Raw genomic sequence first — 12,740 nt, 5'->3', positions numbered from 1 at the left:
TAACTTTCTTATTTGTAAGGATATTATCTTCTCATCTTAGGCATTTTGCCACCTTTCATTTGTGTCATCATCTTCATCATCTTACGGGTTTCATCAAACTGCTTAATCAGTTTATTCACCTCTTGTATAGATGTCCCGCTACCCTTAGCTATACGCTGACGGCGACTTCCATTCAGAATTTCAGGCTGAGACCTTTCGTTTGGTGTCATGGAATAAATGATAGCCTCAATACTTTTGAAGGCATCATCATCAATATCCAAATCCTTAATGGCTTTTCCCACTCCCGGAATCATAGAAGCAAGATCTTTCAGGTTACCCATCTTCTTTATCTGCTGTATCTGCCCGATAAAGTCGTTAAAGTCGAACTGATTCTTGGCAATCTTCTTTTGCAGACGGCGCGCTTCTTCTTCATCATATTGCTCCTGCGCCCTTTCCACGAGTGAAACGATATCACCCATACCGAGAATACGGTCGGCCATACGTTCAGGGTGGAATACATCGAGTGCATCCATCTTCTCGCCTGTACCCACGAATTTGATCGGCTTATCCACTACCGAACGGATAGACAACGCAGCACCACCACGGGTATCACCATCCAGCTTGGTAAGGACAACTCCGTCGAAGTTGAGTCTGTCGTTAAATTCCTTGGCGGTATTTACAGCATCCTGCCCCGTCATGGAGTCTACTACAAAGAGGATTTCGTCAGGTTTTACAGCATCTTTTACCGCTGTAATCTCCTTCATCATCTCCTCATCTATAGCCAGGCGTCCGGCTGTATCTATAATTACAAGGTCATTTCCGTTTTGTTTCGCAAATTTGATCGCATTCTGGGCTATCTGTACCGGATTCTTGTTATCTTCTTCCGAATATACAGGAACTTCTATCTGCGTGCCCAGTATCTTCAACTGTTCGATAGCAGCAGGACGGTAGACATCACCGGCAACAAGTAATGGATTTTTGCCTTTCTTGGATTTCAGCAATTTTGCCAGCTTACCCGAGAAAGTAGTCTTACCCGAACCTTGAAGACCCGACATAAGTATAACAGCCGGAGAACCTTTCAGATTTATATCGGTTGCCGTACCCCCCATCAATGCAGCCAATTCGTCATGAACGATTTTCACCATCAACTGTTCAGGCTTCACGGCTGTAAGTACATTCTGTCCTAATGCCTTTTCCTTAACGATTTCGGTAAACTGCTTAGCTGTCTTGTAGTTAACATCGGCATCGAGTAATGCACGACGTACATCTTTCAGCGTTTCGGCTACATTTATTTCGGTGATTTTACCTTCACCTTTCAGTATCTTAAACGAGCGTTCTAATCTATTACTTAGACTTTCAAACATATTATTGTTGTTATTTATTATCAATGTTATATGGGAGCACAAAGATATAAACTTTTGCTATAAAGTGAAAAACTGATTGTGCTTTTCTCATCATGTATATTATATGTGTATGACAATCGATATCAAAACCCTTTATTTTTCAAATCTGAAACAATACTGATATATGTTTCTATCACATCGAAACTTTTATAATTACCCCTTGTCAGGTCTATCATATCACCATGAGAGATCCCCCTTCTTCGCCTGTTTGTATATACTTCTCGGAATTCGCCCCACCGGGCAGATTCCAGACTCACCAATCCGTCATTCTGTTTATTGTGCAAACACATAATGAGATAAGGAACAGAAAGCAGGCTATGACTCAAGCAGTTTTTCATAAGCGACATATAGCTCTGATAATATATCCCTTCTATATCAGGAGTTTCATCATTGAACTTTTCGGCATATTCTTTTGTAAACTGATGCATTGCCGTATAGAAGTCGGGATTCTTATCGCCTATTTTGCGGAAATATTTATCAAAGAGATTTGCGACCGAACGATACATTCCATCCGATAAATGCTTATTTCCGAAATCGGCGAGTGCACTCCCCCGGTGCGGAGTGGATATAGTGGTTAGCGACGCTACAAACTCATCCATGCCCAGCGCCGTTATTGTATATCTGGCATCGAGTCCTCCTTTCGAATGAGCTATTATATTAACTTTTCCGCAATCTGTCTGCTTTATTATTTCAAGGATTTTATCTTTCACCAGATATCCGTTACCCTCAATGGTACCTAATGCCTCCTGATGTCCATAATAAACCGTAGCACCGTTTTTGATCAGGTGCTTGGGAATACGTCCCCAGTAATTAAGGTATTTAAAGTCCCGAAATCCTACTCCATGCAACATCAGTAAAGGGTATTTCGTCTCACATACAAATGACTCTCTCCTCATACTTTCATTAAAAGCTTTATTGCACGCATGATCATACTCATTAAAAGCAATCCTTGATATATAAAGGATTACGAAAACATTGACTATTGGCACCCATATAAATATCGAGACCAATATCCGCCGTACAATACGTAATCTTAACGAAAAGAAAAATACTCTGAACCATCCATTCAGAAAGGTAAGCAGCGACAAAGAAAAGGCTATGATATTGTTATATCTGAAACTATCGGAGGCTATAGGTACATAACGACTGATAATGCCATAGCTGAAAACAACTAACAACTGAATTGTTATAAGCCACACAGACAATAATAAAAGACGTCGTCCCTGATAAACTATCTTTACAGCCACAGGAATATCAGTATCTGTTTTACAAGGAACCAACTGAATACGTATCCATGAATAAACCAATAAGAGAGAAAATGCAATATATCCTGCCGGTGCGAAATTTAAGCCCTGCTTTGATATTAAATTATCAGTAACTGAAAGAAAAAGGAGTGTATTATTTGCGAGAAACAATACAAAATAAGATAAACCTGCATTATTGAATAACTTCTTTGCTATATCGGTTGATATAACAGCCAATGCAATCAGGAAATATAATACATACAAAAAGATATCCATTGTGTAATTTGTTTGCTATGCTAAAGTAAACTTTATTCGTTAATATATATGCAATAATTATTGTGTTTTATAAAAGGCTTGTTTCAAAAATCTGACAACCAATGGTCACAGGAGCGGAGCATATGTAAATCTGACACCTTATACAATTTTTTTGATTGTTACTTTTTCTCTCTTTTCATAAGCAGCATTTATGTAATTAAAGGGCTCCCGTGCACAACATCTCCCAAAAAGTAACAAAAGTAACAGAATTTATATATTTATCCTTTTTCATTATCTTAGCCAAACATTGTATATTTATGTTTTATAAAACTATTTCACTATATAGATAAAGATTTTCATTTCTGATGTCATCACTTTGGAATCCGTGGCACGGTTGCCACAAAATAAGCGCAGGCTGTCTCAATTGCTACATGTATCGCGGCGATGCCAGACGCGGTGTAGACAGCACTATTGTTAAACAGACTAAGGATTTCGATAAGCCTGTAAAGAAAAAACGAAACGGAGAATATAAAATTCCTCCCGGTGGAGATGTTTTTACCTGCTTCACTTCTGACTTTTTCCATGCTGATGCCGACGAATGGCGCCCCCAGGCATGGAGTATGATGCGTGAGCGCAGCGACCTCAACTTTTTGATGATAACTAAGCGAATCGACAGATTACATATAGGCCTACCCGAAGATTGGGGAGAAGGATACGATAATGTGACTATAGCCTGCACGGTGGAAAATCAGGATAGGGTCGATTACCGTCTACCTATCTATAAGAAATCCCCGATTAAGCACAAGATAATCATCTGTGAACCTCTTTTAGAGAGAGTCGACCTAAAGCCTTATGATATAGGGTCATGGGTGGAGCATGTCACTGCCGGAGGAGAATCGGGAAAGGATACACGGGCATGTGATTTTGACTGGATAATGGAAATACACGACCTCTGTGTAGAAAACGATATCTCTTTTTGGTTCAAACAAACAGGGACAAATTTTATTAAAGATGGGAAATCGTATACGATACCCCGTCGGATGCAGCATTCGCAGGCTAGGAAAGCGGGTATAGATTATAAGAAGTACATTGGGAAAAGATAAATATTTAAAATATCTTATCCTTTCGTTACTTAACAAATAATCGCCTAAATTTGTTATTTAATAATAACAGAGGAAAATCCATGCAATACAAATGCACCGGATAAAATAAGAAACAACAATGACAGATCAACTAAAAGAAATAGTATACTCGAAAGATGCGATTGAATTTGTAACTGTAGCCGTCCAGTATTGTGCCTTTCTGGAAAATTTCGAAGAAATCACGGAAACAGATCTTACGGATAAATTAACCAAACTCCTACCCTTGCTATACCTTAAAGCAAGTCTTGTTCCGGAAACCGATACCGTAAATGACGAAGAACCGGAAATAACCGTTACAGAAGACATATACAATTTCATCACTTCCAAATTATATAATGTATATGTAAATAACGATACATACCTTGAAGTATTTCTTCAAGATATGAAATACAGCGAAACCCCGATATCGGCAAGTATCAGTGAAGACCTTGCAGATATCTATCAGGATATAAAGAACTTCATCACCATATTCGAACGGGGCATTACCGAAAATATGAATGACGCCCTCTATGTGTGTATGGAGAACTTCAAAACATACTGGGGGCAAAAGCTGGTAAACGTTTTACGGGCACTACATTCGATAAAATACTCAACAGAGCCGGATGCCCTCGAAGACGAAGACCTTGAACAGACTGACAACGAAGAATTATGGTAAAAACAATTTCAAAAGAGGAATTATCCGTAATGCCAATGGAGAGATTCGATGGGCGGATAATTGTTGTACAAAGTGAAAGTGAAGCCGAGAAAGCTACTGCTTATCTCAAAAAACAAACGGCTATCGGGTTTGATACTGAAACCCGCCCGGCTTTCCGCAAAGGTGTATCTCATCAGATTGCACTGATGCAATTATCTACAGATGACACGTGTTTCCTTTTTCGTCTCAATATAATAGGATTACCTGATTGTTTGGCACAAATTCTGGTAAATCCGGCAATCAAAAAAATAGGACTATCTTTAAAAGACGATTTTTCTGCCATACATAAACGGAATGCAGCTTTCATTCCATCCAATTTCATTGAACTACAGTCTTTTGTAAAAAGTTATAGCATCGAAGACAATGGTCTGCAACGCATTTATGGCATACTTTTTGAAAAAAGGATATCGAAAGGCCAACGCCTGTCAAACTGGGAAGCAGATGTGCTATCCGATGCACAGAAAATGTACGCAGCCATTGATGCATGGGCTTGCCTTAAAATATACAATGAATTAAAGGTAAGGGAAAAAACAGCCCCCTGATCCCACGAAGGGACTTACGGAGAGACTAAGATATAAAATGAAGAGTCAAGGATTGCTTTTCCCAATCTTTGAATAATGAAATTTTTAAATCTTGAAATTAATCATATATGGCATTTATAGATTATTATAGCATATTGGGCGTATCCAAGACAGCCAGTGCTGACGATATCAAAAAATCGTACCGCAAACTGGCCAGAAAGTATCATCCTGATATCAACCCAAATGATGAAGAAGCAAAAAAGAAGTTCCAGCAGATAAATGAAGCTAACGAAGTACTTTCCGATTCCGAAAAGCGAAAAAAATATGATGAATACGGTGAAAACTGGAAGCATGCTGAAGAATACGAAAAAGCCCGTCAGCAACAATCTCAAAACGGAGGTTTTGCCGACTATAGCAGCTTTGGCGGTTTCGGAGGAGGCTCATATAGTTTCGGAGGAGACGATGAAGGCGGATTTTCCGATTTCTTCGAATCGCTGTTTGGGGGAAGAAGACCGTCTGGTGGCAGCAGGCAAAGCAGAGGGTACAGAGGCCAAGACTATACCTCCGAACTCCATTTAAGCCTGCGCGATGCATCTGAAACCCACAAACGTACACTCACTCTGGATAGTAAGAACCTGCGCATAACTATTCCTGCCGGAGTGTCCGACGGGCAGGTAATAAAATTGGCCGGACAAGGAGCGCCGGGTAAAAATGGCGGACCGAATGGAGATTTGTATATTACGTTTATTATAGAAGAAGATCCTAAATTTAAACGGGTAGGGAACGATTTATATACCAATACCAACCTTAACCTATACACAGCTGTTCTTGGCGGGGAAGAGACCGTAGATACTTTCACCGGAAAAGTAAAACTGAAAGTAGCTGCAGGGACCCAGAATGGAACAAAAGTAAGATTGAAGGGCAAAGGATTTCCTGTCTACAAAAAGGATGGGCAGTTTGGGGACCTTATCATAACATACTCAATAGAGATACCCGTCAATCTGAATAATGAACAAAAGGAATTGTTCGAAAAGTTAGCGAAGTCTTAACCCTAAAGCATCAATGTTATGACATCAGAATTAATCATCATACAGGAGTATTGCATACAGAATCAGGTGGAGCCTGATTTTATCGTACAACTCGAAAGTGAAGGGCTTATACAGATCAGTATTATAGAAAATGAGCGTTACATACATATCTCGCAACTGAAACATCTTGACCAATATGTGCGGTGGCATTACGATCTTTCCATCAATGTAGCAGGTATAGATGTTATTCAAAACCTTCTGGATAAGATAGATGAGATGCAGGAGGAGATACACCGTTTGAAAGAACAGATAAGGCTAATAGATTGATATATGAAACACCTATTCCTGCTTATAAGCGTATTTGCAATCACAACCCATGCTTTTTCCCAAAATGATGTGCTAAGAAATGATATAGCAAAAATTATCGGAGGCAAACGGGCTACTGTCGGAGTTGCATTGATAGTCGATGGAAAAGACACATTGACAGTCAATAACGAGTTCCATTATCCGACACAGAGCACATACAAATTTCATTTGGCACTGGCTGTGCTCGACTATCTGGATAAGAATAACCTATCGCTCAACCATAAGATATTCATCCCTAAAGCTGAGCTTTTGCCCAACACCCATAGTCCTCTGAGAGACGATTATCCCGATGGAAACATGGAATTATCGATTAGCGAAATTTTAAAATATACAGTTTCCCTGAGCGATAACAACGGATGTGATATCCTGTTCCGCTTTGTGGGTGGTCCCTCCGCAGTAGACCAATATATAAGAAGCCTCGGATTTACTGATTTTGCCATTGCCGCCACCGAAGAAGAGATGCATGGCCCTTGGGAAGTGCAATATACCAACTGGAGTACTCCCCTTACAGCTGCACGGGTATTGGAAAAATTCAGGACAGGCAATATACTGCCTCAGCATTTCCACGACTTTCTGTGGAATGCTATGGTGGATACTCCAACCGGGCCGAAAAAGATCAGAGGCTTGCTCCCTCCGGGTACAATTGTCGCTCATAAGACAGGTGCCTCTTTCCGCAATGCCGAGGGGCTGAATGCCGCGGAAAATGATATTGCAATCATCCGGCTACCCGATGGCCGTTATTATTCACTTACCGTTTTTGTTGCCGATTCGATGGAAGATGAAGCCACGAATATGAGGATAATAGCCGAAATATCGAAGGCTGTATATGACTTTCTTACAAGATAGACATGATAGGTGGTGGATTTACCTGATAGCGCTTTGCGGGCATATGTCCCCGCATTTTCCGCACAGGATACATTCGCTTGAACTTATCTTTTTCCCTTTCGAGATATAGCTTACTACATCCACATCCATCGGACAATTACGATTGCAGGAGCCGCAAGAGGTACACTCGTTTCCGGTAGGTCTTACCTTTATCAAAGCGATACTTGTCTGTGCTTTCATAACCAGCGATACCGGACAGGCAATTTTGCAAAAGGCACGTTTCTTTTTGAATTTGAAGGCAAGAATAATAGCGACAAAATAATAAAGACCATTGCCCACAAGGAACCAGATGAGAGCGCCGGGTTTTCCCCCTTGCACAATACCCCCATCTTCATTTATATGATTCGTCTGCCAATCGTAACCCAGCAGAATAAAAGCTACAGGTATCAATATGGAAAAAACAAATACCAGATAGCGCATACGGGTATATTTGACAGGAATCTTACGGTTTTCTTTTATAGGCAACCATTCCAGAATAGCAGCTGTCCAGCAGGCCCATCCACAGAAACCGCGCCCCCAGATCAACGGACCGATAATCTTGGCAATGGCATAATGCACCAGTACCCGGGTAAATAGTCCGGTGGAAATAAATAATAATATATAAAACACATTCTCTTCCAGTTGCAGATTTTCCCGTTGCATGACTCCCAAAAAGAGAAGAAACACCGGTGAAATCATTAAAATAGTAATACGACGTCCCAGATCCTTATTCTTCCCTTTCAGCCGGTATGCTACCAACGAACCGATTGTAATCCAGCCGCCAATCCAGGGGAAAATGATCCGGAATCCCCACCAGCCTAAAGAGAATCCGAGTAAAAGCCCGATAAGTAAAGGAACAAAATGTTTGAATTTCATACGTTAAATTATTAATAGATTAATAGAGCTAACAATAATCCTGAGACAAAGCCTAAAGTAAAAGCAATACTATTCATACGATAATTGTTTGTTGATTTGAGGCAAATATAGACCGGATCGGAACAGTGTCAAAAGTTCTGTGACAGACAGCAATAAATGTGACAAACAGCTAAGTTTGCCCATCATAAATCGGTGATAATAAGACATGAACTTGTTTATCCCGCAATACGGGTCCGGATGAGTTTTGTGTAGGTGCGCGATACGGGAACTTCGTCCTTTGTATATTTCAGTTTTAACTGGAAGCCTAAAGAATTTCCTGTAACTGAAACAATTTGTGCTATATTCACCATGAAAGCCCGGTGACAGCGTACAATATCAGGATAAGGTTGCAGGTCTGTCTCTATCTGACTGATCGTCGCTCTGAGTTGCTTTTGTTTTACAATATCGTTTTCCTGATAATAAAATGTAGTATAGTTTCCCGATGACTCAATGTAAAGGAGCGTTTCGGGGTTAAAACTAACGGAGTCTTTGGTAGTACCACTCAATGTAATCATGCCGGAGTTAAATGGCAAAGCCGGCTCATTTGCAGCCAAACGTTCAAGCAGTCTGTTGTTACTCTCTTTTGCCTCGCGCAGGTTCCGTTTCAGTGCATTATTTTGTATAAAGAATGAAATGACAGTAACAGGAACCAACCCAACAATAAACGTAGCAACTAAATAGAAGAGGAAAACAGATAGAAATATTTCAGGTTCTCTATGCCAGATAGAAATGTCAAACAAAAAATTCCCTAGACTAATAGTCAGAATTATAATCAGGTTATTGAGCATATTCTTACAGTTAGTCCAAGTAGCAGCTTGATAGAACTTTTTGAAAATTACGGGAAATGCATAAGTTACAATAAAAGTACATACTGCCGTCACCAATGAATATCCCCCTATTATCAGCCATTTATTAAATACACCTTGCAGGTGAAAAGGCTGGAATAGAGCGAGCAGTAGAAAAACAGCAATAAATGCCACGATGACAGTCTGCCATGGCTTTTCATTGGCTGGATATGGTTGTTTTAAATATCTGATTATTCCATCCATTTGTACTCTATAAGGAATAGCAAAGATATATATTATCCCGTTATTATTTACTTATCAGCTTCTTATATACAACCGTATTCAGAAGCTCGTCTTTTCGTTGCCGGGATATGGGTAATTCTCTGCTGTCGATAAAAATCCTCCCTCCGTTTATCGTCTCAATATGAGCAATATTTACCAAGAATGATTTGTGTATCCTGAAAAAAGAATCTTTCGGGAGCATATCTTCAAGGGAAGTCATCGTCTGATGGATAATAAGTGTTTTATCGTTGAAATGGAGTTTCAGGTAGTTTTGCATACTTTCTACATACAATATATCAGTCCATGCGATCTTTACAAAAGAATCTCCCTGCCGGACATACACATTGACATTCTCGTTATACGCATGGCTTTTCAGTTCAAATATTTCCTTTGCTTTTAGCGCTGCCTGAAAAAAACGCTTGAAGGTGATTGGTTTCAGGAGGTAATCAACTACCTGTAGACGAAACCCCTCCAGCGCATATTCTGAATATGCTGTGGTAAGTATCGTTAACGGCTTATTTTCCAAGGCCTCTAAGAATTCAATTCCGGTAAGATGGGGCATCTGAATATCCAGAAAAATAAGATCTACATCTGTCTTTTTCAATACCTCTGCTGCTTCTATTGCAGAAGAGCATACTCCGCAAACCTCCAGAAAGTCAAGTTTTTCTATGTAATCTATAATTCCTTCCCGTGCTATAGGTTCGTCGTCCACTACCAGACATTTCATATCAGCGAATAGTTTTTAGGTTTTATTTGTATAACCTTATAACGTAATATTTAGCTGGATAATATAAGTCTGTTCATTTTCTTCTATAAATAAACTATATCTGTCAGGATATAGGATATCGAGCCGCTCTTTTGCATTTATCAAGCCTAGTCCCGAAGCATTCTTCTTTTTTATCGGCTGTACCGGTTTCGAGTTTTTCACCTCCATTGATAATAAGTCTCCTTTTTGCCACACCATAACATTTACAAATCCTGTTTCCGATATAGAGCGGGAGACATGTTTAAATGCATTTTCTATAAAGGTAATGAGGAGCAGTGGCTGTATGTCTCTATCACCATTCTCTATCTGCCATGTACAATCCACGTGCAGTTCTTTTCCCCAACGGGTTTTCTCCACTTCGATCACATCTTTCAGAAATTGTATTTCCTGACTCAATGGCACCAATTCTTCTTTACCATTATAAAGCTGATAACGCAATATTTCAGAGTATTTTACCAGAAGTTCCGACGCCCTATCCACATCTTTTTGCATCAGTATATAGATATGATTCAATACATTGAACATAAAATGGGGGTTTATCTGTTGCTGAAGCACCTGTAGTTGAGTCTTTAAATGTATCTCCTGAAGTTTACTGTGTTCAAAATAGAATCTGATTCCGCAAAAACCGAGGTTAATAACAAAAATAGCAGGCAAGGTCATTATATACTCAATCACAGCGGAATAATGAGTTCTCATCAGTTCTGAAGGTTCAAATATTTCTGCTTCTTCCAATTTTTCAAATATGATAAAAATCGCCAAATGAATTATTCCCGTCAGTAGCATAATTATAATAAACTGAACGACAAAACGGCGCATCTTTTTACTTCTAATTGCTTTAGGCAACAGGCTATTACTTAAATAGGATGTAATAAGACAAGTTGGCAGGAACAGACTAAAACAAAACAAGACAGCCTCTATAACAGAGACCTGATTCATATACTGGAAAAGAAATAATGAAGCCAACATCAGCCAGATAAGAGCAATAAAGGATATATAGCCTTTTGTGAGATAATTTTTCATATTACAAATATAACTCATTAGGAGAGAAGAAATTTACCGTTTATCATAAGCAACATGCCATTCGTCAAATACATTATCAACAAAGACTTTCCATATATAATATTTGCATAAACAAATCCGTCTTAGACATATAATATTAAAATAACCCATCCATGAGATTCTTATTTATCCTTCTACTAATAACAACCGTAAATACCGGGGCGTACGCACAGGCATTCTTAAAGACTGAATACATCGGCTCCTCCAGCTATGAAGATATAGATAATAACAAAACGGGAGGAAAAGGTGATGCAAAAGTAATATCGGGAGGTATACAAATACCCTTCTATATGAAGATGAACGAAAACAACCGCCCCACCACATGGGGTATGGCCATAGGTGGTTCATATACTTCGTTCAACAATAAAAATATACCTGCAGACCTTTGCCCGTCGGAAATACTGAATGCCCAGATATCCCTGCTCCATATGAGACCTGTCAGCAAAAAATGGTCGCTCCTGGCATCTCTGGGAGCGGGCGCATACACAGCGCATGCCGATATATCAAGAATTAAGATGAAGAATATTCTGGCGCATGGTGGTGCTATCTTCATCTGGCACCTGAAAGATAACCTGGATATAGGCGGTGGGTTGGCCGTAAACAACTCGTTCGGCTATCCTATGGCATTCCCTTCTCTCTATCTGGATTGGAGATTGGGAGGCCGCTACGAAGTCAAAGTCTCCATGATGAACGCTGTGGAGATTTCGGCAGGTATGCGGGTCCATGAAAATATCAAACTCGGTATAATCGGCGAGATGAATGGTTCGATGGCTCTGGAAGAAGTGAACGGTGAAGACATGATGTTCACGCACCAATATATGGTAGCCGGATTCCGCCCCGAATTTACACTTGGCAAATCATTCTCTCTTTCACTAACCGCCGGCGTGTCGGCTATTCGTCCGGCATATTATACAAAAAGAACACTCAAATCCTTTTTCAAGGCAATGGACAGGGAGCATGACCCGGAGTTTAAAGTGGCCCCTTACGTATCTTTGGCACTGGCATATAAATTCTGATCAACCCTCCGAAGATGAAAATCATAACCAGCTTACTTACTATCATCCAGCTTATTATTAAAATAATCCAGAAATGTTTGTTCTCCTACTTCTTTCAATAACTTCTGATTTTCGATGAAGTCCTGCCCGTATTTCAGCCAGCGTTTGGCAAAGCCTTTGAATTTAAAGCAGGGAAATACCCTACATTCGTAGCAATGTACTATTCCTCTCGACTGGCAACAAAGGTGAAATGTCTTACAATTCTCACATCTGATTTTGTTAATACCGGCACCCGGGCAGGGCTTTTTATCCCTTACATACATGGGGCATCCTCCGCAAAATACGCCGCAGGCAGGGACTCTGCCTGAATAATATTTGGGAGTGACTATCTCCGATTTTTCCTGTTTGTGTTCGTCCATCATGTCAATCGGTTAGTTTAAGA

General features: G+C 39.9%; 14 protein-coding genes. 7 read left to right on the top strand and 7 right to left on the bottom strand.

Features of this window, described 5'->3' with window-relative positions:
• Positions 1–23: 23 nt before the first annotated feature.
• Positions 24–1,343, bottom strand: coding sequence for a signal recognition particle protein (gene ffh, locus QZL88_RS11020; RefSeq protein ID WP_296941135.1), 1,320 nt, complete (start codon positions 1,341–1,343; stop codon positions 24–26).
• Between the two features lie 122 nt (positions 1,344–1,465).
• Positions 1,466–2,902, bottom strand: a complete 1,437-nt coding sequence (locus tag QZL88_RS11015) for a triacylglycerol lipase (protein ID WP_296941133.1) — start codon at positions 2,900–2,902, stop codon at positions 1,466–1,468.
• A gap of 344 nt (positions 2,903–3,246) precedes the next feature.
• Between QZL88_RS11015 and QZL88_RS11010 the strand changes: the two genes are divergently transcribed.
• The 6 genes from QZL88_RS11010 to bla all read left to right on the top strand — a co-directional run bounded on the left by QZL88_RS11010 (position 3,247) and on the right by bla (position 7,478).
• Positions 3,247–3,984, top strand: coding sequence for a DUF5131 family protein (locus QZL88_RS11010; RefSeq protein WP_296941131.1), 738 nt, complete (start codon positions 3,247–3,249; stop codon positions 3,982–3,984).
• A gap of 118 nt (positions 3,985–4,102) precedes the next feature.
• Complete coding sequence (locus QZL88_RS11005) at positions 4,103–4,678, top strand: DUF5063 domain-containing protein (RefSeq protein WP_296941129.1); 576 nt, start codon at positions 4,103–4,105, stop codon at positions 4,676–4,678.
• A complete protein-coding gene (locus QZL88_RS11000; RefSeq protein WP_296941127.1) occupies positions 4,672–5,259 on the top strand; it encodes a 3'-5' exonuclease in 588 nt (195 codons plus the stop codon). Before QZL88_RS11005 ends, QZL88_RS11000 begins: the two co-directional genes overlap by 7 nt.
• 107 nt (positions 5,260–5,366) lie before the next feature.
• Positions 5,367–6,287, top strand: coding sequence for a DnaJ C-terminal domain-containing protein (locus tag QZL88_RS10995; protein ID WP_296941125.1), 921 nt, complete (start codon positions 5,367–5,369; stop codon positions 6,285–6,287).
• 18 nt (positions 6,288–6,305) lie between these two features.
• On the top strand, positions 6,306–6,593 hold the full coding sequence (locus QZL88_RS10990) for a chaperone modulator CbpM (protein WP_296941123.1): 288 nt from the start codon (positions 6,306–6,308) through the stop codon (positions 6,591–6,593).
• Positions 6,594–6,596: 3 nt separating this feature from the next.
• Complete coding sequence (gene bla / locus QZL88_RS10985; protein WP_296941121.1) at positions 6,597–7,478, top strand: class A beta-lactamase, subclass A2; 882 nt, start codon at positions 6,597–6,599, stop codon at positions 7,476–7,478.
• An 18-nt stretch (positions 7,479–7,496) separates the two neighbouring features.
• Here the strand turns inward: bla and QZL88_RS10980 are convergent, their stop codons facing one another.
• The 4 genes from QZL88_RS10980 to QZL88_RS10965 all read right to left on the bottom strand — a co-directional run bounded on the left by QZL88_RS10980 (position 7,497) and on the right by QZL88_RS10965 (position 11,264).
• On the bottom strand, positions 7,497–8,372 hold the full coding sequence (locus tag QZL88_RS10980) for a 4Fe-4S dicluster domain-containing protein (RefSeq protein ID WP_296941119.1): 876 nt from the start codon (positions 8,370–8,372) through the stop codon (positions 7,497–7,499).
• A gap of 215 nt (positions 8,373–8,587) precedes the next feature.
• On the bottom strand, positions 8,588–9,460 hold the full coding sequence (locus QZL88_RS10975; RefSeq protein WP_296941117.1) for a LytTR family DNA-binding domain-containing protein: 873 nt from the start codon (positions 9,458–9,460) through the stop codon (positions 8,588–8,590).
• A 43-nt stretch (positions 9,461–9,503) separates the two neighbouring features.
• Complete coding sequence (locus QZL88_RS10970; RefSeq protein WP_296941115.1) at positions 9,504–10,205, bottom strand: LytTR family DNA-binding domain-containing protein; 702 nt, start codon at positions 10,203–10,205, stop codon at positions 9,504–9,506.
• 36 nt (positions 10,206–10,241) lie between these two features.
• Positions 10,242–11,264, bottom strand: a complete 1,023-nt coding sequence (locus QZL88_RS10965) for a histidine kinase (RefSeq protein ID WP_296941113.1) — start codon at positions 11,262–11,264, stop codon at positions 10,242–10,244.
• A gap of 152 nt (positions 11,265–11,416) precedes the next feature.
• Between QZL88_RS10965 and QZL88_RS10960 the strand changes: the two genes are divergently transcribed.
• Positions 11,417–12,319 carry a DUF6268 family outer membrane beta-barrel protein gene (locus QZL88_RS10960; protein ID WP_296941111.1) on the top strand — a complete coding sequence of 301 codons (903 nt, stop codon included), beginning with the start codon at positions 11,417–11,419 and terminating at the stop codon, positions 12,317–12,319.
• A gap of 32 nt (positions 12,320–12,351) precedes the next feature.
• Here the strand turns inward: QZL88_RS10960 and QZL88_RS10955 are convergent, their stop codons facing one another.
• Positions 12,352–12,720 carry a DUF3795 domain-containing protein gene (locus QZL88_RS10955; RefSeq protein ID WP_296941108.1) on the bottom strand — a complete coding sequence of 123 codons (369 nt, stop codon included), beginning with the start codon at positions 12,718–12,720 and terminating at the stop codon, positions 12,352–12,354.
• Between the last annotated feature and the right edge of the window lie 20 nt (positions 12,721–12,740).

The organism is uncultured Dysgonomonas sp., from assembly GCF_900079725.1.
Taxonomy (GTDB): domain Bacteria; phylum Bacteroidota; class Bacteroidia; order Bacteroidales; family Dysgonomonadaceae; genus Dysgonomonas.
This window is presented reverse-complemented; position numbering and strand designations above follow the sequence as displayed.